Origin of the sequence: Streptomyces chengmaiensis, from assembly GCF_029846775.1 — a bacterium.
Lineage (GTDB): Bacteria > Actinomycetota > Actinomycetes > Streptomycetales > Streptomycetaceae > Streptomyces > Streptomyces chengmaiensis.
The window spans coordinates 36,511-60,091 of record NZ_JARWBG010000010.1 but is presented as its reverse complement, the minus strand read 5'-3'; the positions used below and the strand labels follow the sequence as shown (position 1 = coordinate 60,091).

At 70.5% G+C, this 23,581-nt stretch carries 28 protein-coding genes and 2 tRNA genes; 6 read left to right on the top strand and 24 right to left on the bottom strand.

Annotated features, from left to right (window positions below):
- Positions 1-98 precede the first annotated feature (98 nt).
- The 20 genes from QCN29_RS11260 to QCN29_RS11165 all read right to left on the bottom strand — a co-directional run bounded on the left by QCN29_RS11260 (position 99) and on the right by QCN29_RS11165 (position 11,683).
- Complete coding sequence (locus tag QCN29_RS11260; protein WP_279927704.1) at positions 99-866, bottom strand: phage terminase large subunit family protein; 768 nt, start codon at positions 864-866, stop codon at positions 99-101.
- Positions 808-1,557, bottom strand: a complete 750-nt coding sequence (locus tag QCN29_RS11255; RefSeq protein WP_279927703.1) for a terminase large subunit domain-containing protein — start codon at positions 1,555-1,557, stop codon at positions 808-810. The genes QCN29_RS11260 and QCN29_RS11255 overlap by 59 nt, the downstream gene beginning before the upstream one ends.
- Entirely contained in the window at positions 1,554-2,096 is a 543-nt protein-coding gene (locus tag QCN29_RS11250) for a hypothetical protein (protein WP_279927701.1), read from the bottom strand. Before QCN29_RS11250 ends, QCN29_RS11255 begins: the two co-directional genes overlap by 4 nt.
- A 15-nt stretch (positions 2,097-2,111) precedes the next feature.
- Positions 2,112-2,501, bottom strand: coding sequence for a DUF6193 family natural product biosynthesis protein (locus tag QCN29_RS11245; RefSeq protein ID WP_279927700.1), 390 nt, complete (start codon positions 2,499-2,501; stop codon positions 2,112-2,114).
- A complete protein-coding gene (locus QCN29_RS11240) occupies positions 2,498-2,680 on the bottom strand; it encodes a hypothetical protein (protein ID WP_279927699.1) in 183 nt (60 codons plus the stop codon). Before QCN29_RS11240 ends, QCN29_RS11245 begins: the two co-directional genes overlap by 4 nt.
- The gene (locus QCN29_RS11235; RefSeq protein ID WP_279927698.1) at positions 2,677-2,880 is read right to left on the bottom strand and encodes a hypothetical protein; all 204 of its coding nucleotides are present in this window, start codon (positions 2,878-2,880) and stop codon (positions 2,677-2,679) included. Before QCN29_RS11235 ends, QCN29_RS11240 begins: the two co-directional genes overlap by 4 nt.
- Positions 2,877-3,323, bottom strand: coding sequence for a VRR-NUC domain-containing protein (locus QCN29_RS11230; protein ID WP_279927697.1), 447 nt, complete (start codon positions 3,321-3,323; stop codon positions 2,877-2,879). The genes QCN29_RS11235 and QCN29_RS11230 overlap by 4 nt, the downstream gene beginning before the upstream one ends.
- The gene (locus QCN29_RS11225) at positions 3,320-3,541 is read right to left on the bottom strand and encodes a hypothetical protein (protein WP_279927696.1); all 222 of its coding nucleotides are present in this window, start codon (positions 3,539-3,541) and stop codon (positions 3,320-3,322) included. The genes QCN29_RS11230 and QCN29_RS11225 overlap by 4 nt, the downstream gene beginning before the upstream one ends.
- Entirely contained in the window at positions 3,538-4,446 is a 909-nt protein-coding gene (locus QCN29_RS11220) for a ParB/Srx family N-terminal domain-containing protein (protein ID WP_279927694.1), read from the bottom strand. Before QCN29_RS11220 ends, QCN29_RS11225 begins: the two co-directional genes overlap by 4 nt.
- Entirely contained in the window at positions 4,443-5,810 is a 1,368-nt protein-coding gene (locus QCN29_RS11215) for a putative antirestriction adenine methyltransferase (protein WP_279927692.1), read from the bottom strand. Before QCN29_RS11215 ends, QCN29_RS11220 begins: the two co-directional genes overlap by 4 nt.
- Positions 5,811-6,031: 221 nt before the next feature.
- Positions 6,032-6,103, bottom strand: a tRNA-Arg gene (locus QCN29_RS11210).
- Between the two features lie 136 nt (positions 6,104-6,239).
- Entirely contained in the window at positions 6,240-6,446 is a 207-nt protein-coding gene (locus QCN29_RS11205; protein WP_279927691.1) for a hypothetical protein, read from the bottom strand.
- Complete coding sequence (locus QCN29_RS11200; RefSeq protein ID WP_279927690.1) at positions 6,443-6,853, bottom strand: hypothetical protein; 411 nt, start codon at positions 6,851-6,853, stop codon at positions 6,443-6,445. Before QCN29_RS11200 ends, QCN29_RS11205 begins: the two co-directional genes overlap by 4 nt.
- 9 nt (positions 6,854-6,862) lie before the next feature.
- Entirely contained in the window at positions 6,863-7,231 is a 369-nt protein-coding gene (locus QCN29_RS11195; protein WP_279927689.1) for a hypothetical protein, read from the bottom strand.
- Between the two features lie 113 nt (positions 7,232-7,344).
- Positions 7,345-7,758, bottom strand: coding sequence for a hypothetical protein (locus QCN29_RS11190; protein ID WP_279927687.1), 414 nt, complete (start codon positions 7,756-7,758; stop codon positions 7,345-7,347).
- A 359-nt stretch (positions 7,759-8,117) separates the two neighbouring features.
- Positions 8,118-9,143 (bottom strand): ParB/RepB/Spo0J family partition protein, encoded by a 1,026-nt coding sequence (locus tag QCN29_RS11185; protein ID WP_279927686.1) that lies wholly within the window; start codon positions 9,141-9,143, stop codon positions 8,118-8,120.
- Positions 9,144-9,345: 202 nt separating this feature from the next.
- The gene (locus QCN29_RS11180) at positions 9,346-9,537 is read right to left on the bottom strand and encodes a hypothetical protein (protein WP_279927685.1); all 192 of its coding nucleotides are present in this window, start codon (positions 9,535-9,537) and stop codon (positions 9,346-9,348) included.
- 223 nt (positions 9,538-9,760) lie between these two features.
- Positions 9,761-10,681 carry a recombinase family protein gene (locus tag QCN29_RS11175; RefSeq protein WP_279927684.1) on the bottom strand — a complete coding sequence of 307 codons (921 nt, stop codon included), beginning with the start codon at positions 10,679-10,681 and terminating at the stop codon, positions 9,761-9,763.
- A 509-nt stretch (positions 10,682-11,190) separates the two neighbouring features.
- Positions 11,191-11,355, bottom strand: a complete 165-nt coding sequence (locus QCN29_RS11170; RefSeq protein WP_279927683.1) for a DNA-binding protein — start codon at positions 11,353-11,355, stop codon at positions 11,191-11,193.
- Between the two features lie 127 nt (positions 11,356-11,482).
- Complete coding sequence (locus tag QCN29_RS11165) at positions 11,483-11,683, bottom strand: DNA-binding protein (protein ID WP_149183275.1); 201 nt, start codon at positions 11,681-11,683, stop codon at positions 11,483-11,485.
- Between the two features lie 359 nt (positions 11,684-12,042).
- On the opposite strand from QCN29_RS11165, the gene QCN29_RS11160 reads away from it, so the two are divergent.
- Entirely contained in the window at positions 12,043-13,584 is a 1,542-nt protein-coding gene (locus QCN29_RS11160) for a site-specific integrase (RefSeq protein WP_279927682.1), read from the top strand.
- A gap of 95 nt (positions 13,585-13,679) precedes the next feature.
- On the opposite strand, the gene QCN29_RS11155 is transcribed toward QCN29_RS11160, so the two are convergent.
- A tRNA-Val gene (locus tag QCN29_RS11155) sits at positions 13,680-13,751 on the bottom strand.
- A 161-nt stretch (positions 13,752-13,912) separates the two neighbouring features.
- On the opposite strand from QCN29_RS11155, the gene QCN29_RS11150 reads away from it, so the two are divergent.
- The 4 genes from QCN29_RS11150 to QCN29_RS11135 all read left to right on the top strand — a co-directional run bounded on the left by QCN29_RS11150 (position 13,913) and on the right by QCN29_RS11135 (position 17,170).
- Positions 13,913-14,692 carry a DUF4097 family beta strand repeat-containing protein gene (locus tag QCN29_RS11150; RefSeq protein ID WP_398859172.1) on the top strand — a complete coding sequence of 260 codons (780 nt, stop codon included), beginning with the start codon at positions 13,913-13,915 and terminating at the stop codon, positions 14,690-14,692.
- A 74-nt stretch (positions 14,693-14,766) separates the two neighbouring features.
- Positions 14,767-16,128 (top strand): hypothetical protein, encoded by a 1,362-nt coding sequence (locus tag QCN29_RS11145; RefSeq protein WP_279927680.1) that lies wholly within the window; start codon positions 14,767-14,769, stop codon positions 16,126-16,128.
- A 164-nt stretch (positions 16,129-16,292) separates the two neighbouring features.
- Positions 16,293-16,910: a DUF4383 domain-containing protein gene (locus tag QCN29_RS11140; RefSeq protein ID WP_279927679.1), complete on the top strand. Its 618-nt coding sequence runs from the start codon at positions 16,293-16,295 to the stop codon at positions 16,908-16,910.
- 41 nt (positions 16,911-16,951) lie between these two features.
- The gene (locus tag QCN29_RS11135) at positions 16,952-17,170 is read left to right on the top strand and encodes an FmdB family zinc ribbon protein (protein ID WP_240140243.1); all 219 of its coding nucleotides are present in this window, start codon (positions 16,952-16,954) and stop codon (positions 17,168-17,170) included.
- Between the two features lie 177 nt (positions 17,171-17,347).
- Here the strand turns inward: QCN29_RS11135 and QCN29_RS11130 are convergent, their stop codons facing one another.
- The 3 genes from QCN29_RS11130 to QCN29_RS11120 all read right to left on the bottom strand — a co-directional run bounded on the left by QCN29_RS11130 (position 17,348) and on the right by QCN29_RS11120 (position 22,397).
- Positions 17,348-18,163: an HAD family hydrolase gene (locus QCN29_RS11130; protein ID WP_279927678.1), complete on the bottom strand. Its 816-nt coding sequence runs from the start codon at positions 18,161-18,163 to the stop codon at positions 17,348-17,350.
- Positions 18,160-21,126 (bottom strand): phosphoribosyltransferase, encoded by a 2,967-nt coding sequence (locus QCN29_RS11125; RefSeq protein WP_398859176.1) that lies wholly within the window; start codon positions 21,124-21,126, stop codon positions 18,160-18,162. The genes QCN29_RS11130 and QCN29_RS11125 overlap by 4 nt, the downstream gene beginning before the upstream one ends.
- Positions 21,127-21,233: 107 nt before the next feature.
- Positions 21,234-22,397, bottom strand: coding sequence for an HpcH/HpaI aldolase/citrate lyase family protein (locus tag QCN29_RS11120; protein ID WP_279927676.1), 1,164 nt, complete (start codon positions 22,395-22,397; stop codon positions 21,234-21,236).
- 169 nt (positions 22,398-22,566) lie between these two features.
- Here QCN29_RS11120 and QCN29_RS11115 point away from each other — a divergent pair, with 169 nt between their 5' ends.
- Positions 22,567-23,529, top strand: coding sequence for a TerD family protein (locus tag QCN29_RS11115; RefSeq protein WP_279927674.1), 963 nt, complete (start codon positions 22,567-22,569; stop codon positions 23,527-23,529).
- Positions 23,530-23,581 lie beyond the last annotated feature (52 nt).

Genomic DNA, 23,581 nt, shown 5'->3' with positions numbered 1-23,581 from the left:
AGCGGGGCTTCATTCTGCGTGAAAAACGACTGTATGACGTAGTGCCTTCAAGGCGGCGCTATCGCCCGTCGCACCTGATGTCAGCGCGACCGGGCCCATCAGCGGCGGCCGGAGAGGCGGCTGTCCGAAGGACGTGAGGGGGCGCCGACAGCCGACGCGTCGAGGAAGAGATGTGTCAGTGCCCAGACGCAGGAGTCCAAGGGGTCCGGGGACTTCTCCTCGGCCGCTGAGGCGCCGACGTACGTCGTCATCTGTTCCTCCAGCACGGCGAAGGTGCGGGACGGGCCGGCGTGGGTGATGCGGGACTGCTCGTAGAGCATCGCCACGGGGGCGGCGCGGGCGCGTTTGCCGCGGGTGGCGTGGACGACGCGGCACGGGACGGTCGGGTCGACCTCGGCGAGGAGGGCGGGGAGGTAGTCGCCGCCGTTGTTGGCCTCGATGACCACGCAGTCGGCCTGGTGCTCGTGGTATAGCGCGGCGGCGCGTCGCATCGCGGCTGTCGGGGTGTGTCGGTCCTGTTCGGCGTGGAGGACGTAGCCGCGGGGGCGGCGGTCGCCGTACATCTGCTCCAGCGGGTAGGAGCGGCCGGCCACGGTGAAGGCGGTCAGGTCGGCGGAGTCGGTGGTGGTGACGGCAGGGTCGACGGCGACGACCAGGCGGTCGAGCGGTGGGACCGCCGTGCGGGCGATGCGGAAGCCTTCCACCTCGAACATCCACTGCTTCCACAGGGCGCCTTCGACGTCTTCGAGGAGGACGCCGTCGAGTTCCTGGCGGCCCAGGCGAGTGCCGCCGTACTCGGAATCGAGCTCAGCGAGCGCGGCTGAAGAGAGGTTGGCGCGGTTGTCCTCGGTGCGGCCGGTGGTCACGACGACGGTGGAGCCGGGGCGGGCGGCCGCGCTCGACGAGGCGCTTGACGTGGGGGAGCGGCTTGGGGGTGGTGGAGATGACGACCTGCGGGGACGGAGCCTCGCGCAGGCAGAACCACAGCATGTCGTACACCGACTGGGCGGTGTGGCGGTTCCAGGCGGCGTACTCGTCGAGCCAGCCCTTGTCGAAGGCGAAGCCGCGGAGGTTGTCGGGGGTCTCGGCGCCGAAGCCGTAGATCGCGGAGCCGTTCTTCAGGCGGAGGATGGTCAGGCCGTTGCCGGGGCTGTAGCGGCGGATGTCCTCGGGTGGGATGACGGCCAGGAGGCCGGACTTGGGGGACTCGAAGCAGATCTCCTTGACGAGCGTGGCGTTCGTCGCAACGACCGCGATCATCGTGCCGCGGGTGGCGGCCCAGTCGCGTACGGCTTCAGCGGCGGACTTCGTCTTGCCCCAGCCTCGTCCCGTCAGCATCATCCAAGCCGCCCAGTCGCCTTCGGGTAGACGCTGCGTGGCGCGGGCGTGGTGGTGCAGCCAGCCTTCGTGGGGCAAGCCGTCGCAGCCCAGGCGGTCGCAGGCCCAGCGGCGCGCCGAGGTGGCGTCGGCCTCGACCAGGGCGGTGATTTCGGCGTGCAGCTCGGCGTCGGACATGCCGGCCGGGTCTGGCAGCGCGCCCATCGGGTCCGGGGTCACGACGGCTCACCGCCCAAGGTGCCGATGCGGGCCTCCAGTTCGCGGCGCATCTGCTCCATGCGGGCGCGGCGTTCCTCGTCCGTCAGGCCGGTGACGTCCGCCGTGTCCGGGCCCGTGGAGGGGGCGGAGGCATCGGCGAGGTCCATGCCGTACGCCTGGCGCTCGATGCGGATCGTGACCTCCAGCCAGCGGATCACGTCCGAGGGGCTGAGGCGCGAGGGGTCGAGCTGCTGGAGCTGAGCGACGATCTTCGACTGGGCGGCGGACGCGAGGCGGGCGTGCCGACGTGCGACCTCGCGGGCGGCCTGGTGCCGCTCGGCTCGCCAGAGCCGGTCCTGCTCCCGGTCCCACGCCTCGGAGCGCAGCACCCAGCGGTGGGCCGTCGACCAGCGTTCGATCAGGGTGCGGGACTTCGCCAGTCGCTCCGCGACCTTGCCGATGCTGCGGGACAGGCCGAGATCGCGGTAGCAGGCAAACGCCTCCCACGCGGCGGACGATTCGCCCGACTGTCGCTCCCATGCCTCGGCGCTGTTCGCCATTCGATCGTCGTGCTCCTACCTGGTGTCTTGCGTCCTCTCGTACGCGGCGAGTTCCTCTGCGGTGCCGATGAAGGCTGAGCCGCAGCCGGGTGGAAGGAGCCCGAGCACCATGGCGATCGCCTCACGTGCGGTCGCGGCCTCGCCGACGTGCTGACTGCGCGAGGGTCCGTCGACTCGGTAACCGCCGTCGCGCGACGGACCGGCGTACGGGATGTCCCAGGTGAACCGTGGTTCGGTGCACCGGCTGAAGTGCAGCTCCCACATGCCCGTCCACGGGTAGAGCGCTCGGAGCCGTGGCTGCTCGTACGCTGCCCGTACAAGCTCGGTGAGGCTCTCTTGGAGCCAGTGCGGCTTGTCCTGCGGCGCCAGGAGTTCCTGCCACTGCGCTTCCACGATGTCGGTCATCCCGTCATTGTGCGTAGCGCCGGATCACGGAGCCCCAGGTGTTCCAGGAGGTCACGGCATTCGCCACGGTCGGATGCTCGGGCGGCGACCTGGAGGGCGGCCTTGCGGCGTACGGAGTCGGGCAGGGGGGTGACGGAGACCGTGCGCTCCCACGATGAGGAGTCCTTGGCCAGGTTCACTGTGCGGTCCCTTCAGTCACGTCGTCGGGCTCGAGGTCGCCGTCGAGGAGGCGGGCGAGCTGGTCGGCGAGGCGGAATGGCTCGTTCGCGAGGTGCTCGGTCAGCGCACGGGCCAGGCCGGCGGCGGTGCGGTGGACCGTGGTCAGGTGGTCGATCTCGGTGTGGAGCCGGTTCAGCTCGTCGGCGGGTGAGCTGCTCATGGGGCGGGCCTCCGGAAGTTCGGCGGGAGGGTGGCGCGCTGCCGCTCGGGACCGAGCACGCGGAGCACGGTATGCAGGTCGCGAGGCCGCCAGACGGCGACCTCGAAGCCGCTGTCGGCCAGGTGGGCGAGCCACTCGCGCTGGGCCGGGCGGAGCCGCCCGGTGTCGGTCTTGAACTCGACGAACAGCGTGCGGCGCTGGCTGAGATGCCCGAAGACCTCGTCCGGCCAGCCCGGGTCGGAGCGGCGGGAGTCCGCTGTGTGGTACTGCAGCCGCCAGCCGTACCGAGCGGCGATTTCACGGACCTTGCGTCGCCACTGCTCCTCGCTCGCACCGGTCACTGGCTCCGCCCGGTTGACGGCCACCGGGAAGCGTTCGGCCTCCAGCCGGTCGAGTGGCCCGTACCGTTCGGCGAGCAGCTTGCGGTACAGCTCCCCGTTCACGGGGCACCGTCCAGCAGCCGGTAACCGGTGCTCGTCGGCCGCATCCGCTCCAGCGCGATTCGGGTCCGCTGCCCAGTCCGGCCGCCGGGTGTAGCGGAAGTGAGGACCGCGCAGTACGCGTAGCGGACGTCGACCTCGTCTACGCGTACGGGGCGGCCCTTGCTGCGCTTGTCGTTGTCGGCCCACACCTGGCCGGCCCGCACGTCGGGCTGGGTCACGCCGCACCTGCCAGGTAGTCGGCGGCCCACAGCTCCAGGGCCCGCCACCGCTGCCCCGTCTCGATGTCGCCGTCCCGCTCCATGCGGTCGATGGCCCGCTGGACGACGGCCGCGGCGTCGGCCGGCATGGTGCGGGTCGCGAGCACCGTCTCGATCGGGGCGGAGCCCTTGCGGGTGGCGGCCTGCTCGTCCGGGTCGTACCAGCCCTCGGCGAGCTCATCGAGGTGCCGCTCCACGATCGCGAGGATGATCGCGAACGCGGCGGCGACGTTGCCGATGTTGTGCGCGCCCTTCGTCGTGTCGAGCGTGTCCAGAACGCCCTCGTACTGCTCGATGTGGGCCAGCCAGCGGGCGTCGGCGGACGCCGTCTTCCGGGCCGCCTCCAGGGCCTTCTCCGCTGCCTCCTTCTCGTCCGGCAGGAAGACGATCTGCACGGTCGCGAAGTCCAGGTTCGCCTCCGCGAGACTCGGCACCGTGACCTCGTCGAGGAGTTCGAGGGTCTTGTCGTCCAGACCGGAGTACAGGCGCATGGAGACGTCCTCCAGCTCCTCGTATAGGGCCTTCAGGGTGGCCGGGTCGTCCTCGCCGGTGATCGCGTTGTGGGCGAGCTGGAGCGCGATCTGCCGCTGCCGGGGAAGCGGCTCGGCGATCTCTATCCACCAGATGCGCTCCAGGCCGGCCTCGACGGCGGCCTTGGTGCGGTGGTTGCCCGACAGCACGATCCGCCGGCCGGTCTCCGCGTCGTTCCACACCAGCGGCGTCGAGGTCAGCGCCCCGTCGTCCCGGATATTGGCGACCAGGCGCTGGAACTGCTCGTGCCGCATGAAGCGCGCGTTGACGTCCAGCAGCGTCAGCTCGCGCGGGTCGCCCTCGACCATGCGGGGCTTGATCGGGGCGGGGGTCACTTCGCCGTCTCCTCCTCCTTCGTCGGCTCCTTGAGTCCCTGGGCCTGTCCGTGCTTGCTCCTCCACTGCGCGAGCCCTTCGACCAGCGACCAGCGGCCCAGCTCGGAGCCGTAGTCGAGCTGGTAGCGGTACGCCGGATCGGCGGAGTCCTTACGGGAGTTCAGGCGCAGCAGCCCGCGGTACTTCATCGACACCGGCCGCTGCGTGAACGCCGTGGTGTTCAACCGCGTGAGGCGGGTGTTCATGGCGCGCTGCGCGAGGAACTGCGCCTCGGTCGACAGCGCCGCGTACAGCACGAGCTTCGCCAGCCGCCCGTACGAGGTCGGGGCGACAGGGAAGTCGGACAGCAGGTACACGTTGTGCGGGTCGTACTTCGGCGTGGAGAACGCGAACGCGCCCACCACCACGCCGTCGACCAGGACCGCGAGCGCCATCGTCGGCGTGCCCGGCCGGATGTTGTGGTTCATGTACTGCGAGCGCAGCGTCGCGAACTGCCCCATCGACAGGGGCGCGAGCGACAGCGTCCCGCCGAGACGCTGTCCCGGTACGAGCCGCGGTGCGCGCACCGGCTCCAGGCGCTGGTTGGGCCGTACGATCCGGGAGCGCGGCACCGAGGAGTATACGTTGATCGGCACCCCGCGGTTGGCGGTCTGCACCTGGCCGCGCAGGTGATCGGTGAGCTCCTCAACGTCGAAGTGCAGGCCGAGGACCCAGCGGGGCCGGTTGGTGATGCGCTCGATGAGGGTCTGCTTCGCGGCGTCGTCCAGTGCCGGATACTGCGGGGCCGGCCAGTCCAGGTGCTTGTCGAGGGCGGCGAACTGGTTCTCGTAGTCCCCGGCGAAGAACGGCGGGAAGGCCACCACCGGGACGTCTGGCGGCACATGCTCGGCAAGCCACTCGTTCACGTCCATCGGCGCATACGAGGCCAGGTGCAGCGGCAGTGCCTCGATCTTCGCGACGGTCTTGGCGTGCAGCTCCGGGAACTGCTGCTGGTAGGCGCCGAGCATCCGGCCGTAGTACGGGTGCTCGCCTCGGCCGAGCCACTGGAAGAACCGGGAGCCGAGCAGCACCACGGCCAGCGTCCCTGCCCGTCCGTCCATATACGGGGCCAGCCAGTCGAGTTCGCCTGCCGACTCGGGCCGGATGGCGATGGGCAGTTCCTGACCTGCGAGGTACCAGCCGATCGCCGACGAGTACAGCTGCACGTCGCATCCGTGGAGCCGGAAGCCGCTGTCGTGCAGGACGCGTTCGATGGTGAAGTTTCCCGAGCAGCCGACGTAGATGTCCTCGGCCTGCCCGCGCCAGGTGTCGGTGTGCTCGTGGATGACCGCGCGGAGATCGGCGGGGATCGAACCGTGGAACACCAGGGCCTCCCCTTCACGGGGCCGACCACGTTGGGCGGCCCGTCAGTGGTCTCGCTTCTCGTCTCAGGCTGAACAGGAGTGGGATGCGGGTCCGGAGGGGCAGGGGGCTGGTCCTGCCGTGCCGGACCGTCGGGGAACCAGGAGGCGCGGGGGACGCCTGGAAGGGGTTGGTTCCGGGGCTGGTCGGCTCCACACCACATGACTGTGCGGACGCATCCTCGAGCGCCGGGCCCGACTCGAACGAGCTCCTCCCCACCGGAGGCGGGGCGTGCTACCAGGTGCACTACCGGCGCGCGACGGGGCCCGATCGGGAAGATCGCCCCGCCAACACATCGAACCTGTCAGACGGATATCTGTCTCAACACAGGTGGCGGGCGCGACGTCGCGCCCGCCACCTGCACAACGCCCCATGAACCGGAGCGAATTCACCTACTCATCGGGGTCGACGAGGTCCAGCAGATCCATCGTGCCGAACGCGGACGGCTCAATCGGAGGCTTCCGCCGTGACTTAGGCTGCGCCGGGCCAGGCGGGAACAGCTGCATCTGCCCGGGCGGCGCCGGCTTGGGCTCCAGTGACTTCTCGAAGTCCTCCGGTCGCATATTCAGCCAGTTCCGTCTTCCCTGTTCAGCGCTCACATCAGCGTCCCTTGCTCGTACTCCGGCCTCAGCGGCCCGAGTTCCCGGACCTGCGCCCCGGTCTGCTCCCGCCACCAGGCCGCGAACATCCGCCGGTGACACCACTCCCCAGGTTTCGCCAGGTCTTCGAAGCACAGCAGCACCAGCCGCAAATCCCGTCCTTCGACAGCGATTTGCTGGAACCGAGGGCCGAAGAAGCCAACCCCGAAGCTGTCGAGTTGCGCCCGGTACGCCCTCTCGAAGTCGGGCCGCGGCGACCCGAAGTACGTCCGGCTGGGCGCGGCTTCCCGCACCTGGTGCTCCAGGGGATACGGCAGGGTCCATCTCGGCGCAGACAGGGTGATGCGCACCGGGACTCCCATCGCGGGCTCGAAGCCCTGGTACCTGTGCGTGAACAGTTCGAACATGCCCCTCCTTCACGCCGCCCCGGTGCCGCCGCACAGCGGGCAGTCCGGGTCCGGCTCCTGGTCGTGGCCCTCATCGCTGTGGGTGTTCTCCCACCCGGCCAACTCGAAGCAGCCGTCACACAGCTGCACCCCGAGCGCATCGTGGGACGCACTGCCGGAGCCGAACACGAGCCGGCCCTCGCCGTCCACGGCCACGGTGGTGCCGCCCGATGCCCGCACCGGTTCAACCCTCAGCCGCACGCCGCACACCCGGCACGGGATCACCGTGGCCAGTGCCGCCGTCAGCCAACCGCACCCTGGTGTCACCACCCCTGAGTGCAAGAGCGCCGCTGCCTGCTCCGGGCCCAGCGTTCCGTTCGCCTCGATGAGCACTTTCATACTTTCCCTTCCCCTCTTCGCTCCGGCGCAGGACCCGACGCCCCAGCACGGAGAGACCTCTACACCCGAAATAGGGTGGGTTCACGGCACCGTGAACCCACCCCAGATGCCCACTACTTGACGCCCTGACCCTCCACCTGAAACTTGCCGAGGATGAGCCGATCCGACTCGGGGGCCTCCACCTCGGTCCAGAACTGGTCGAGGAGCCATCGCACCACGAAGGACCAGCGACTCGCCTGCCGCCGATGACGCAGAGCCAGGGCTCGGCACTCAAGGATCCGGCCCTCGACCTCAGTCCCGCCGAAGCCCGCCTGCCGCATGGCCTCTTCGAGGCTCTCGCCCTCCACGCGGGGGATACCGCTCCGCTCGCACTCCTCCCTGACCTTGCCCCACTGGACCCTGCACTCCTCCCACGCCGCGTTCGCCGCCCGCATGGCCTGCTGAATGAGCTGCACCTCCAGGCCGTCGCACTGGTCGCCGCCGTCAGCCGGGACCCACTTCTTCCCTTCGAACTCCACAGAACGCATTGCCACGCCTCTCTCTACATCGAGAACTGGCTCGCCAGGTCACTGACCCCGCCAGCCCCGACTGACTCTCTTTCCGGGATCCACTTTTGAGTTGACATGGAGTAAACTTGACAACTAAATTCTATCGTCAGCCATGCTCGGACGTCAAGCGATGTTTATATCTGTGGTGCGCTCGCGGACACTCCGACACCCCCCTCCAGGCGAGCCCGCCGGAGACCCCTCCCAGACTCCGGCGCACCCCACTTGCACCCCACCTCCGCCCCACCCCAGGCGCCGCGCCCGCACCGCCAGCCGGGCACCCAAAGACCAGCGGCCGGGCACCCCACCGCGGGGGCACCCGGCCACTGAAACCTGGCCAATCAGGCCGCCTCCTCCAGCTCAACTTCCGTCGGCTCTGCGGCCTCCAGATCAGCCAGCTCCGCCTCGCTCGGCCCCTCTTCAGCCAGATCCTCCGCCTCGGGCTCGACCTCCAGCTCCGGCCGGACCGTCAGCTGCTTCGCTTCGGACATCGCCTTCGCCTTCCGCAGCTTCTTCACCGCCTCGGCCGCCGCCTTGCGCACCCGCTCCACCGCGTCCAGCTGCTTCCCGACCTCGCCTTCGAACAGCTCGGCCAGCTCCGACGGCGTCAGCTTCGCCAGCTCCTCCAGCAGCCCGCCCGCGCGCTCGACGTGGTCCACCTTGGACTTGGCCTGCTTGCGCTCCTTGGCCTTGTCCTCCTTCTCCTTCTCCGACAGCTCCTTCTCGGAGAAGAAGCCCTCCTGGTTCTCCTTCATCCGCAGGGCCTGCGCGAAGGTGGAGGCGTCGGTCTCCGTCCTGAAGTCGCCCTTCATGTACCGGGTGACGGCCACCTTCTGGTTCGCCGGCGTGAGCTTCGACAGGTACCAGGCGAAGTCCGCCTTGATCTTGCCCGCGGAGACGAGCTCCGCGATGTCCGTGGTGAGGTTGAGCAGGTCCATCCGCCACTTCACGTAGTCGGTGGTCTTGCCGAACATCTCCGCGATGCGCTCCGCCTGGTATCCGAACCCGACCAGGTCCGCGTACGCCTGCGCCTCTTCCATGAGGGTCATGTCCGCACGGCCGACATTCTCGGAGATGCCCATGATGAACGCGTTCTCGTCGTCGACGCTCGAGACAACCTTGGCCTCGATGGCGGTGGCACCCTCCACCAGATGCATGGCCCGCCAGCGGCGCTCACCCATCACAATCTGGAACCGGTCGCCGGCCGGGCGGACCACGATCGGCTGGAGCTGGCCGACCGAGCGGAACTGGGCGGCCAGTTCTTCCAGCTTGGCCTCGTCGAAGAACTTCCGGGGCTGGTCCGGGTTCGGCTCGATCTCACCGAGGGGGATGGCGATGACCTCGATGCTCGCCTCGCTGACGCTCATGTCGCTGACTCCTCGCACTCTTCGGTCTCGCAGGATGGATTCCTGTGAGGTTGTGACTATATTCTATGATCACAAGATCATGAATGTCAAGTGTCATTTACTTTGATTTCGCGCAACCCTCGGGGGCGTCTGAACGTCAAACACAGAGGCCCCGGCGGTCCGCAGAGACCACCGGGGCGCACCCTCGAAATGACTTGCCAAGTCAACCAAACTCTGCCTCAACACATGTCGACCCCAAATCAGAGGGCTCGAACTCCACGTCCGCGCCCATCAGGACCTTGAGGCATTCCAGCGCCAGCTCCTCTTCCCTGCCCTCATGTCCGACACCGACGCCCTCGACCCCGTCCACCTCTACCCACCCCTTCACTGCGGCCAGCGAGATACGCCCGTCCACGCACTTCTCCCCAAAGCTATGACGCAGGCGGCTCCCTGCGCCCCGACTCGCTCCCTCGTAGGTAGCACCGGGCGCAGCACGGTCGGTGACTAAGCGTTACACAGAGCGCGAGATCGTTTAGACTACGACCCGATCCACCGGAGCGCAAACATATGTGCGGACGAAGGGGTCCGTGTCCGACAGCTCCTCCCTCTGTAGACCGACGGCCAGCGACAGAACTCCCCTACCGCCAGAGGATGTCGAACCGAGCCTCGTCGAACCGGCGTGATCCACGCACCGTGGCCGGGCCGACTCGCACCTCGGCCACGATCAACTGCAAGAGAGCCCGCCGCTGTTCCTGACTCGCAGTCTCGTTCCACCACTCGACCAGCGCCTCGACAGTCAACTCCGGCAGCTCGCCGAGGTACTTGCCCCTTCGCATGGCGGCCATGGCCTGCGAGCGCCGCGCCTCCAGAGCCTCCTTCGCCTTCTTGAACTCCCCAAGACTCAGATCCTTCGCACCGAAGGCCCGTGCCAATTCATCCTTGTGGTTCCGCAGCCCGTCCAGGAACTTGGCGGCCTCCTCGGACTCCGCGACAAACCCGTCCCGCAGATCGGCCAGCCGCTTCATCATGCCTGCGCGCTCCAGTCTCGCGATGGCGCGTTCGGCGACATACTTGTCCAGCGGCTCCGCAGCGATCCGGACCTTGCCGCATCCCGCGGTCTCGCAGACGTATCCGCGCCCGCCGTTCGCTGTAGACCGGGACACCAGCGGGCTGTCGCACAAGTCGCACACCGCGGTCCCCCCGGACAGCAGGTGGACATGCGCCGGCCTACTGCCCTGACCTCTCTCGTTGCGCGTGAACAACTCCTGCAGCGCATCGAAGGTGTCGCGGTCGACGAGAGGCTCGGCCGGGCCCTCCACCAGCTCACCATCCGCGTTCTCCCGCAGTCCCGCGATCCCAGGATTGCGCAGTCTGCGACGTAGCGTCGTCGGCGACCACGGCCGCCCGAACACTGTCGGCCCGGCGGTCTCCGTCATCCACTGCGCGGTGTCCGCGAGCGTCGCCGCACCCTCCAGCAGGCGCTTAGCCGCCGCCGCCAAGTAGGCGGCTTCCTCGGGGACGGCAGTCACTCCGTCCGTCTCGTGGCCGTATGCCCTCATCACCTCTCCAGCCCATATCCCCCGGTATCCCCCTGCACCAGGGTATGCCAGAACCCATCACTGTCAGCCCGACATGTAATGGTCTACACAATGTGCACACCAACTGGGTTCGCGGCACCGTAGCCGACCTGTTCCAGCCTCGTCTACCTACCCGACGGTTACATCCAGCGGGGGCAGATCACCCCTGCGACGGGCCACGACCTGCAGACTCGCAGTATGCCTAGTCAAAGTATGCCAACTCGTCATTGGCCTACCCAGGGTTGGCCTCCCCGCCAACCCTGACGGAGGCTGCGCCCTGCGGCAGGAGTCGACTCTCAGCGAGGGCGGGGCAGTCGGCAGCCCGTCCCCGCTGGCTGACAGCGCACTGGGTTCAGCACGGCTGTTCCACCCCTCCGGACCGGGCAGGTGTTTCCCGGGGAAACGCCGCTGTCACCCCAGCGCCGCCCGCGACAAGTCTCAGACTCGGAGACGTGCAGCGACTCACGTGAGTCGCTGCTTCCGCGGCCCTGTCAGCCCGGCCCGACACCCAGCGCCTCCCACACGTCCGCCGTGCGAACCCGAAGCTTGTTGCCCGCTCGGATCACGGACACGGGGAACTCGCCATCGCGCACCAGGCGATAGGCCAGCGTCCCGCCCACCCCGAACGCCTCCGCAGTCGACACGTCGATCGCCATTGGCAGGGCGCGTAGCGCTTCCCTGGGCGCGGGGTCGCAGCCACTCAATTGGGCGGGCTGCGTCGGGGGCTGGGCGACTCCGCGGCGGCGGCGAGGGGCGGCCGAGTCGCCCCCCTCGCGCCCGCCTCTATTTCGGCTCCACCCCGAGTGCCGCCCACAGCTCGGAGGTCAGGACCCTGCGGTTGCCCTTGCCGTACTGGTGGACTTTCACCGGGAACTCTCCGGCATTGATCAACTCGTACGTCGTGTTCCGGCCGAGGCCGAACGCCCTGCCGGCGGTCAGGACGTCGATCGCTACCGGCAGCTCCAGCACTTCCTCCCGCGTCATCCCGGCACCGTCGCCAGGCGCCGCACCGCGCGTGGCTGAATCTCGACGACCACCCATGTTCAGACTCTCCCGTCTCGCCCCCGCGCCTCCCGGACAGTCCCGGCCGGGCCTAGAGTCTCCTCAGCGAGGGTGCCAAGATCCGCGTCCACCCAAACGAGTTACACCCGGAATCAGACTGCCACCACATAGGTATATGCACATCCAGGGCGAGCAAACCCGAGCGCACACCAGCCAGACGCCAAATCGACCAGGCCATCCATCTACGTCGATGATATCAAGGAGACATGCAACCGTCTCCACATATGATCGGGTGCGTTCGGGATGACGCCGACACCGCTCAGCACCGGAGGGGAGACAACGTGTTCAAGGGGTCCGTCTACAAGCGCTGCGCCTGCAGGACACCCGTCACCAGCGAAGACGGCGAACCACTACTCGGCAGCGACGGCAGGCCGAAGACGAAGGAAATCGGCGCGGACTGCCCACAGTTGAACAAGCGCGACCACGGCACCTGGTACTACTACGTCGAACTACCCAACGGCCCCGGCGGCAAGCGACGAAGAGCACGCAAGGGCGGCTTCCTCACCAAGAAGAAGGCCGAGGACGAAGCCCAAGCGATCTGGGACCAGGCCCAAGGAGGCATCGACGTCCTCTCGGACGAGACCGTCGAGCAGTTCCTGCGGCGCTGGATCGACAAGAAGGTCAACCTCAAGCGGTCGACCAGGAAGGGCTACCAGGACCACATCGACCGCGTCTTCGTCCCGCACCTCGGCCACCTGAAGATGCGGGACCTCCGCACCCGGCACATCCAGGAGATGTTCGAGCAGATCTGGCGCGACAACGAGACACACGCCGCGAACCGCGCCACAGCAGCCGCCGCCGAAGCCGAGGTCGACGCCGCGCACGCGGCGTGGAAAGCCGCCGCGAGACCACGCCCACCCGAGCTGCGCCAGCGATGGAACGACGCCAAGCAGGCGCTGCGCGACGAGCGGAAGAAGCCCCGCCACATCACCGGCCCCGGCGCCCAGCTCAAGATGAAGAACGAACTCAGCTCGGCTCTGGACTACGCGGTACTGACCGAGAAGCTCATCAGTGAGAACTGGACGAAGCACGTCGTGCTGCCGAAGTACACGCCGCCCAAGCCCTTCATCTGGACCCGCGAGCGCGTCGCCCGCTGGCGCGAGACCGGCGAGAAACCCGGGCCCGTGATGGTCTGGACACCGGAGCAGACAGGCGAGTTCCTCGACGGCGTCGCCGAGCACCGGCTCTACCCGATGTTCCACCTCATGATCTTCCGCGGGCCCAGGCGGGGCGAGTCGGCCGGCCTGCCCTGGGCAGAGACCGACCTGCAGACCGGCGTCGTCCACATCACGGAGCAGCTCGTCTCCTTCTCATACGACGTCTGGGAGGACACCCCCAAGAGCGACAGCGGCGCCCGCACGATCCTGCTGGACGCCCAGTCCCGCGAGCTCCTGCTGTTCTGGAGGCGGAGGCAGCAGGCAGAGCGGGTGGAGTGGGAGGAGAAGCACCAGAAGGAGCCGAAGAAGTACGGCCCCTACGTCGACTCGGGGCGCGTCTTCACCTGGGAGGACGGGCGGCCGTACCACCCGGAGTACCTCTCCCAGGTCTTCGCCCGGCTCATCGAGAAGCTCGGCCTGCCGCCCGTACGCCTGCACGACCTCCGCCACTGCGCCGCGACGCTCTCCCTCGCCGCCGGCGTCCACATGAAGACGATCCAGTCCCTGCTCGGGCACTCGTCGTACCAGCTCACGGCCGATACGTACACCAGCGTGCTGCCGCAGATGGAACAGGCGGCGGCCGACGCTCCCCTGGCGCTCGTGCCGCGAAAGGGCCAGGAATCCCCGGCCGCGCCCAAGTCCGTCCCCACTGAGGCGGTCGCGTAGACCCGCGTCCCCAGATTGTCCCCACAGACGCCCAAAGGGCCCTCCGGATGATCTCCGGAGGGCCCTTCGTGGTGCTGCTGCGCTGGTCAGCGCGGTGGGCGCGGACGGTTTCGAACCGCCGACATCTGCTTTGTAAGAGCAGCGCTCTACCCCTGAGCTACGCACCCGTGGATGAGGCAACAGCGTACATGGCCCACGGGGCGGGGCCGCAAACCCGTTCCCGGGTGGGCCGGGGGATAGCCCCACCTCAAGGGGGTGGGCCGCCGGATTAAGGGTGGGGGGCGGGGACGCATAGCGTGGACGGCGGCAGAGAAGGGCAGGGGGAAGGATGAGGGTGGGAGTGCGGTCGGGGTGGAGGCGTGCCGTCGTCGCCGGCAGCGGGATGGTGCTCGCCGTCGGCGGGGTCGGTGGGTGCGGGAGCGCCGAGGCCGGGGACGCGCCGGTGGAGCGGAAGACGTTTGCGTTCGGCGGGCAGGCGCTGGAGATCGACGCGGGGAACACCGACATCGAGCTGGTGACGGGCGACGTCCAGGGCGTCGAGGTGGCCCGGCAGGTCGACGGGTGGGTGTTCATGGGGAGCGGGCCCGAGACAGTGTGGCAGCTGGAGGGCGGGAGGCTCACGCTGGAGGTGAGCTGTGAGGCCATGGCGAGCAGCTGCGACTCGCGCCATCGGGTCACGGTGCCCAGTGGGGTCGGTGTGACGGTGACGGATGACAACGGCTCCGTCAGCGCGAGCGGCTTCAGCAGCGCGCTGTCCCTGCGCGCGGACAACGGCGAGGTCGTCGTGCGGAACTCCAGCGGGGCGCTGGAGCTGACCAGTGAGAACGGCGCGGTGCGGGCCGAGGGCGTCAGCTCCCGGCAGGTGACGGCCGCCGCCGACAACGGCAGTGTGACGCTGTCCCTCACCGCCGCGCCCGACCGGGTCGAGGCCGTCAGCGACAACGGCGAGATCGTCGTGGAGCTGCCCCCCTCCAAGGGGCCGTACGCGGTGTCCGCCGACGCCGACAACGGGACCGCGGACGTGGACGTCCCCACGGACCCGGGCAGTGCCCATGTGGTGAGCGCCCGCAGTGAGAACGGTGAGGTGACCGTGCGCAGCGCGAACTGACCGGCTCGTGTGTTCGTCCGCACCGGATGGGAGAATGAACCGGGCAGGGCGGGCACACGGCACGGGAGAGGGATGTGACGGGGACACACGCGCAGCAGGCGAAAGTGAGTGCCGTCCGCGATGTCCTCGGGCTGATGCTGCTGCCGGCGCCGCTGGCAGCCGCTGCGCTGTCCGCTTCCTTCGCGGGCGGTGGGACCCGCCGCTGGTTCGGGGGGCGCGGGGAGAGTCGGCGCGCCGATGCGCAGGCCGCGAAGGACGCGGCCGCCGCGGCGTTCTACGAGCTGGACACGGCCCAGCGCGAGCTGCGGATCTCCATCGAGACGATCACCGCGGTGGACGACTCCCCCGCCGCGCGCCGGACGGCGGACGACTTCGCCGCGCTGGGGCGGCGCATCGACGAGGTGAGCCACCGCTATATCACCGCGGTCGACACACATGATCTGGACCGGGACGATCTGGAGCCGTCGGCCGCGTCCCGGGCGCGCGGCGAGCTGAACGGCGCCAGGGACGAGCTGGTGCGGATCAAGGGCGAGCTGGACCGGTTCGCGCAGGGGCTCGGGCCGCTGCTCGACAAGGCCGAGACGCAGCTCGCCCGGCTCGCCCCCGCCGTGGAGCGTGCGCGAGCGGCCCTCCGTTCAGCGAGCGGCGCTCTGGACGCGGTGCGCGGCTCCGGGCTGCGGGCGGACGATCTGGCCGCCCGGCTCGCCGCTCTCGCGCCTGAGCTGACGAAACTCAACGAGGGCGCAGGGCGGCACGGCCTCACGGAGACCCTGCACCGCGCCGACCGCGTCCTGCGGGATGCGGAGGCCGTACGCAGCGAGGCCGAACGGCTCCCCGAGCGTGCCGCCGAGATCGACAAGCGCCTGGTGTCGCTGCGCACCCGCGCCCAGGCGCTGACCACCCGTGCCGCGGGCGTGGAGCCGGTCCTCAGCGAGCTGCGCCGCCGCTTCTCGGCTGCCTGCTGGCAGGATCTCCAGCCGGTTCCGCAGCAGGCCGTCACCGGCGTCCGCCAGGCGGAGGAGAAGCTGAGCGAGGCGGCGAAGGCGCGCGACGAGCAGCGCTGGCCCGATGCGGCGGCCCTGCTCGGCGCCGTACGCGCCCTGCTGAACGCCACCGACGAGGCCGTGTCGGCAGCCGGGGACCGGCTTCAGCAGCTCAACGCGGTGTCCAAGGACCCGCAGCAGGAGATCGAGCGGACCCGGTTCGCGATCCGCGACGCCCAGCGGCTGGCCATGGCGGGCCGGCATACGCCCGACCCGCGCCACGCCCGTCCGCTCGACGACGCCGTGGCCCGGCTGGACCGGGCCGTCGCAGGCCTCGAGGGCCGTCACCCCGACTACTGGCACTTCCTCCAGGAGACCGAGGCCGTGCGCGGGACCGCCGGCCGGGTCGTGGAGCAGATCCGCGGGGAGCGGGGCGGCGGACAGGCACGCTGACCGGTGCGCGGCCGGCACGCCGACCGGTGCGGACAGTCAGGCACGCCGACCGGTGCGGGGAAGCAGGCACGCCGACCGGTTACGCCCAGAGGACCGCTTTCCCCATGGGTTGTCCCGTTACGGTCGCTGGCGGATGCTGGTACTACGTGGGGAAGGAGGCCGACATGGCCGGACACGCGCTGCACCCCAGGACCCACCACACCAAGCTCGACGAGCATCTCCCCGTCGATCACCGCCTCAGCAACTTCTACCGCGTCGGGGCGGGGCTGACGGGTCTGCTGCTGGTCGCCTTCGGCGTCCTCGGCCTGACGGACAACATCGGCTTCTTCGACACCGCGGGCGACACCGTCGTGGGTCTCAACACCAACGGCGCCCTGAGCGTGCTGTCCATCTGCGTCGGCGCACTGCTGTTCGTCGGGATGGTCATCGGCGGCAACTTCGCCTCCACGCTGAACATGATCCTCGGCATCGCGTTCCTCGTCAGCGGCTTTGTGAACCTCGCACTCCTCGACACCAGCTACAACTTCCTCGCCTTCCACATCCAGAACGTGATGTTCAGCTTCGTGGTCGGCATCATGCTGATGTTCTTCGGCATGTACGGGAGAGTGAGTTCGACCTTGCCGCACGACAATCCGTACTGGAAGTCCCGCCACCCGGAGCAGGCCGCCGAGGAGCGGCGGATGGAGCAGCGCATCCGCGAGCAGCGGGAGCGTGCGGAGCAGGCGGAGCACGATCTTGCGGAGAGGGCGGAGGCCGAGCGGCGGCGGGCACTCGGCCGGTAGCGTCGCGGCCGGCAGCGTCACCGGGCCGATAATCTAGGGCCATGCCTCGCTATGAGTACCGCTGCCGGAGCTGCGGCGACACCTTCGAAGTCAGCCGGCCGATGGCGCAGTCGTCCGACCCGGCCGACTGCCCCGCCGGTCACACGGACACGGTCAAGCTCCTGTCTACCGTCGCCGTGGCGGGAGGATCCGCCGCGCCCTCGCCCGCACCCTCGCCCCAGGGGGGTGGAGGCTGCTGCGGCGGCGGCTGCTGCGGCTGACCGGGCGGCTGCCGAGCCGGAACGAACCTGCGTGCCGGAGCCCGCGCGCCGGAGCCCGCGTGCCGGGGCCGGGACGAGTGTCAGCGGACGAGGGCATCGGGGGCAGGGGACGGGGACATCTGCGGATGAGGTCAGGCCCCGGCCAGGGATGAGCTCAGGTCCCGGCCAGAAGTGAGGTCAGGCCCCGGCCAGGAACCGGCGCAGGATCTCCTCCCCCGCAGCCGCGCCCGTCTCCGTCAGCGCCTCGACCTGCGGGGCGGTCCAGCCCTGGTCGGCGAGTTCGCCGTGGCCGGGCCGCCAGGCGCGGTGCGCGGCGAGCAGCAGATCGGCGTCGAGGAGGGAGTCCCCGGCGGCGAGGATTCGCTCCGCGCCCATGCGGCGGGCCAGCTCCAGCACGGCCGCGCTCTTGGTGAGCGGCCTGGGCACGGCGTAGATCTTGCGGCCCTGGAGGGACACCGTCCAGCCGAGGCCGTCGGCCCACTCCGCCACTTCCTTCACCCAGCCGTCCGGCAGCAGGGCGCGGTCGACGACGAGATACGCGAAGAGGTCCTCGGCGACCCGCTCCTTCAGCAGCCACGCCGGGTCGGCCGCGGCGGTCAGCCGGGCCCGCACCTCGGCGAGCGGTGCGCACGCGGCGGCGAGGCGGGCGGCGACCTGCCGCTGCCAGTCCGGGTCGGAGACCCCGTCCACCAGCAGATGCCCGCCGTTGGCGCAGATCGCGTACCGGGGGGCCGGGCCCGGCAGCCGGATGCGTGCGTACTGCTCGCGGGTGCGGGTCGTGACAGGGACGAAAGCCGCCGCGTGCGACAGCTCGCCGAGCAGCCCGGCGGCCGTCTCCGTCATATACGACAGCGGCCGGGACTCGTACACCTCGACGCACAGCAGCCGCGGGGCGCGGGCGTCCGGCATCCGCAGATCCAGCGCCGCGGAGGAGTAGATCAGCGTGCGGTCGAGATCGCTCGCGATCAGCGTGGGTGCGCTGCGCGGGGTCACGGGGCCGTCACCGCCTTGCCGTCCGCGCCGGTCGCACCGCGCGTGTAGCGGGGGTGGATCAGTCCGACGCAGCTGTACGGAAGGCCGTCCGCCTCCTCGACGGGCACGCCGCGCTGCGCGGCGAGCAGCCGGATGTGTGCGAGGTCGTCGCCCGCACCGCGCTGCGCCAGGATCTTCCACGGGACGCGGCGCAGCAGCACGCGCGTGGTCTCGCCGACGCCCGGCTTGACCAGGTTGACGTCGTGGATGCCGTACTCCTCGCTGATCCGCTCGACCGCGGCCCAGCCCTCCCATGTCGGCTCCCGGTCCGCCGCGAGGAGTTCCTTGACGTCCGTGGCGACGGTTTCGGCGACCTCGCCGAAGCGGGCGGCGACCGTCTGGGTGAAGAGGCCCGAGACATCGTCGGCGGCCAGCTCGCGGTAGAACTTGGCGCCGTGGAAGTCGTGCGGGCCGACGAGGTCGGAGCGGAGGACCGTGCGCGATATCAGCCCGGAGACCGTGGAGTTGAGGCAGGCGGAGGGGATGAGGAAGTCCTCGCGGGTTCCGTAGGTCCGCACACAGCCGCCGGGGTCGGCCAGCACCGCGATGTCGGGGCTGAAGCCGGAGACCCCGTGGGACTCCGCGAACTCCGCGAGCGCGGCGGCCAGTTCGCGGGTGATGGCGCCCTTGCCGGTCCAGCCGTCGACGAAGACGACGTCGGCCGGGTCGTGGTGGCGCGCCAGCCAGCGCAGGGCGTTGGCGTCGATGCCGCGGCCGCGGACGATGGAGACGGCGTAGTGCGGCAGGTCCAGTCCGTGGCGGTGCTGCGCCCAGCGGCGCATCAGCACCCCCACGGGGGTTCCCGCGCGGGCGAGGGAGACGAGCACGGGCCGCGGCGACCGCTCGGCGAGGACGGTCTCCGTGACCGTGCCGACGGCGCGGGCGATCCGGGCGGCGGAGGCGTCGAGCGCGTCCCGGAACAGCCGCTGGTACTGGGCGGAGGGCTGGTACTCGACGGGCAGCGACTCCGCGTAGTGCGCTCCGCCGCTCTGGATCGCCTCCTCGCGCTCCTCGGTCGGGGCCTCCAGCTCGGCATCCGAGAGATCTTGGAGCAGCCAGCCGACGTCCTCGGCGGGATACGAGGAGAACGCGGGTCCGCGGAGGGGTTCGGGCCGGCCGGGTACGGGCATGGGGGCGCTTTCGGTGGTCGTGCGGCGGATGTGGAAGGGGCGGCGTGGGCGGGGCTCGTACGCGGGGACCACCGCCAGCCCCACCCGCCCCGCATGGGCGGCGAGCTGGGACAGCAGGCCGTCCGGGGCGTGCAGCCCGGGGGTGTCGGCGGTGGAGTCGACGACGGCGACGACCGCGTCGAAGCCGCCGCCCACCACGTTGTAGGCGTAGCGGTCGCCGGGGCCGTCCGCCGGGTCGTCATGGGCGGGGAAGACGAGTCGGCTGCGGATCGCGTAGCCCGGGTCGTCGACCGCGAGCACCGGCGAGCGGGTCGTGGTCGAGAAACGTATCTCCGCTCCGTCACCGAGGCGTTCCTGAAGAGCCATGCCGAGCCGCAGCGGTGTGTACATCAACTCCTCGCAGCCGAGGACGAGAACGCGCGGCGGCGGGCGGCGGGCGGCGGACCGCGACGGGGGCGCGGTCGCCTGTGTCGGCATGAGGGGGCCGGACGCGCGGGCGGGCGTCCCGCGGCCTTGTGGGCCTGACGAGCTGGCGGGCGTCCTGCGGCCGAAGGCGGGACCGGACCCGTCAGCCGCGGACGCGGCGGGCCCGGACAGGACGGCCCCGGACACGTCCGACCCAGACACCCCGGATCCAGCCCGGTCAGCCCCGGACACTGCGGACGCAGGCGCGTGCAGCCCTGACCCGTCGGCCCCGGGCGCCCCGCCGGACAGGACGGCCCCGGACCCCCCGGGCCCGGTCATGCCGGACGGGGTCTCGCCGACTGCGTCCGCGGCAGGGCCGGGCGGGGTGCCCGCGCCCAGAGCCAGCGCCTCGGCGATCCGGTCCGCCATCGCCGGGAGCGCCGTCTCCAGGCGGGCCCGGTGCTCCGGCCGGAAGCCGTGCCGCCCGCCGTCGGGCAGTCCCTCGGGCCAGCCGAGGTCGATCCGCACCACGCGCCCCGCGGCCCCGTCAGCCCCGTCAGCCCCGTCAGCCCCATCGGCCGCGGAGGACTCGGGCACCCCATGGTCGGCCTCATGGACGGCCACCAGCTCCTGTCCCTTCTCCAGGACGCCGTCCGGCAGGGTCACGGTCCCCGAGGCCAGGGAGACCAGATCGACGCACGCGCCGATCTCTCGGGCGAAGGCGTCCAGCCGGGCGCGGTCGCTCGGGGCGCGCATATCGGCGAGCGCCACGATCACATAGCGTTCGCGCGGGTAGCGGGCGTGCAGGGCGCGGATGGTGTTGAGCACGGTGTTGCCTGTGGAGAACTCGTCGTCCACGAGGACCAACGGCCCCGTCCCGGCCAGCAGTTCCGGATCCTCCGGCAGCAGCAGATGGGAGGTGGCGTGCGAGTGGGACTCTTCAAAGCCGCCCGCCTGCGCCACGCCGGCCACCGGCCGGCGGGTGGAGTGCAGATACGGGGAGAGGCCGAGGCCGTCCGCGACCGCGTGGCCGAGGCCGGTCGCCGTCTCCGCATAGCCGAGGACGACGGCCCGCGCTGCGTCCGCCTCGCCCAGCAGTTCCCGCACCCGCTCGCCGAGCCCGCGTCCCGCCCCGTACACAACGGACGGGTGCTGCGGGACGTGCTTGCCGAGGACGTTGGACACCAGCAGATGGGCCCGCTTCGGATTGCGGCGCAGGGCAAGGCCGAGCAGATCCTCAAGCCTCGGGGCCCCCGGGGCGCCCGTCTCGTCAGCGGCCAGGGCGACGCCCAGCCGCTCGGCCACCCAGCTGCCCGTCCACACCGACACCGTGTCGCTCTCCTTCTCCGCGCGCACCGCTTCCGCGCGCTCTGTTGCAGCATGCGCCATTCCCGCATGCACGATGCCCGCATGCACGATGCCCGCGCGGTCCGTCACCGCATGCGCGATGCCCGCGCGGTCCGTCACCGCATGCGCCGCTTCAGCCGCGTCCCGCATCAGTGCGCGACCCCCGCCGCCAGCAGTTCCACGAAGCCGACGTCCTCCCGCGCCACGCCGAACGCCTCGGCGCGCACCAGAGTCCGTTCGGCCCAGGCACGGTGCGGCTTCACCTCGTTCATCTTGTTCGTGTACGCGGAGCGCAGCACGCCCCCGCCGCCTCGCTCGGGGCGCAGTATGTCCTGGGCGTCGCTGTACTCCTCGTGGCTGACCACCGACAGCGCGTGCACAGGCAGCACATGCGAAGGGTGGATGCAGGTCTTGCCGAGCAGGCCGTTCGTCCGGTCCAGCTCGATCTCGCGCAGCAGACCGTCCATGTCGTGCTCGATCAGCGAGGTCCGCAGTTCCTCGGCGCGCCCCGCGAGAAAGGGGCTGCGCCGCAGCTGGGGCTTGAACATCCGCTCCTGCAGCCGGAAGTACTCCCACACCGGGCCGGTGATGGTGAAGCCCGTGCCGTCCGAGCGGCCCAGCACATTGACCACGTCCGCGATGACCGAGGCGACGATCCCGACGTCGTATGCCGTCATCTCCGGCGAGCGGCGCAGCCCGTAGGCGGAGCAGAAGTCCGTGACGCCGAGCCGCAGCGCCAGCACCCGGTCCCGGTACTTGTCGACGGTGCGGGCTATGCCGGCCAGAGCCTCGGTCCTGGTCTCCAGATGCAGCAGCTCGGGCGATTCCAGGACGGGCATGGCGAACAGCCGGCGTCCGGTCGCCGCCTCGGCCGCGGTGAGCGCCTCGAGGAAGGGCGCGCCGCGCTCCTCGGTGAACTTGGGGACGACGAATCCGGACAGCAACTCGCCGGCCGCGCCGAGACGGGCGGCGAGGTCCGGTATCTGGCCGGACTCGCGGACTCGGATGAACAGCAGCGGTGGCTCGATTCCGCTCTTGTGCAGCGCGGCGAACTGCCGTATCAGGTTGGCCTCGGCGCCGCCGACGTCGGCGTCGTCGATCGAGTCCTCCAGGCAGAGCACCATGGAGACGACCCCGCGCCCTGCCTGCTTGACGATGTCGTCGGCGAGTTTCGGCCTGGTGGCGGGCGAGTAGAGGGTGGCTCCCAGAGCCGCGGAGAGGATACGGGCCGGGGAGTCCGCGGTGAACGCGCACGGCTCCCGGTGGAACAGCCCCTGCCGGGCAGCGGGCGGGATGTGCCCGAAATGACGCATAAGAATTCCCCGTACTGCCGTGGCGGGCCGGATGACATGTGGCCGGTAATAGTACGTACGCGGGGGTGTCGGCAGTTCCCCGTATGCATGAAATCCACGTAACCCGTCTGCTTCTCACCGGTGCCGGCCAGGCCCCCCGCGTTGTCCGCCCGGCCTCGGGGAAGGCAGGATGACGGGCATGACGCACGCGATGCTGAAGGGCTCGAACGTCCCTCTTGACGCCACGGCGGTACGGGCCGTGCTGCGCTGGACCCCCGGCGGCGGGGTCCCTGATGTGGACGCCTCCGCCCTGCTGCTCGGCGGTGACGGACGGGTGCGCTCGGACGAGGACTTCGTCTTCTACAACCAGCCCCGGCACCCTTCCGGGCTGGTGCGCCGACTGCCGAAGAAGCGGATCGCCGAGCATCTGACGGACACGGTCGAGACGGATCTCGCGGGGCTCGACCCGTCCGTCGACCAGGTGGTGCTGGCGGCGTCGTCGGACGGCGGGACCTTCCGGCAGGTGGCGGATCTGCGGATCGCCCTGTACGACGCGGGCGCCGACGGCGACGACGCGCCGATCGCCGTGTTCGACGTGCATGCGGAGACCGGCGAGGAGACGGCGATCATCTGCGGCGAGCTGTACCGGCGCGGCGAGGGCTGGAAGTTCCGCGCGGTGGGCCAGGGCTACCCGACGGGTCTGGTGGGGCTGGCGACGGACTTCGGCATCTCGGTCGACGAGAGCGCGGACGAGACCGCGGACGGAAGCGGGCCGGACGGAAGCGGGCCGGACGGCGAGGCCGCGGGCGACGTCTCGGCTGCCGCGCCGGCGGAGCCCGCGCCCCAGGGGGCCGCCCCCGGTGAGGCCGCCGCGGCCGGGCAGGCTGCTCAGACGGGGCTGCCGCCGATGCCGGCCGCACCGCCCGCGTACGGCTACCCTCCGGCCGCCCCGACACAGCCCGGCCCTGGACAGCCCGGGCCCGGACAGCCCGCGTCCCAGCCCGCGTCCCAGCCCGCGTACGGCTATCCCCACCCGGCCGCGGCCCCGGCCGCCGCCGCACCGGCCGGGCCGCCCGCGTACGGCTATCCGCACCCCGCGTCCGACCAGGACTTCCGGATGCCGCCGATGGGGCCGCAGTTCGTCCGCCCGTAGCCGGGAGGGCCGTGACCCGTCCGCCCGTCTCCCCAGCTCCGGCGTCCGGCGG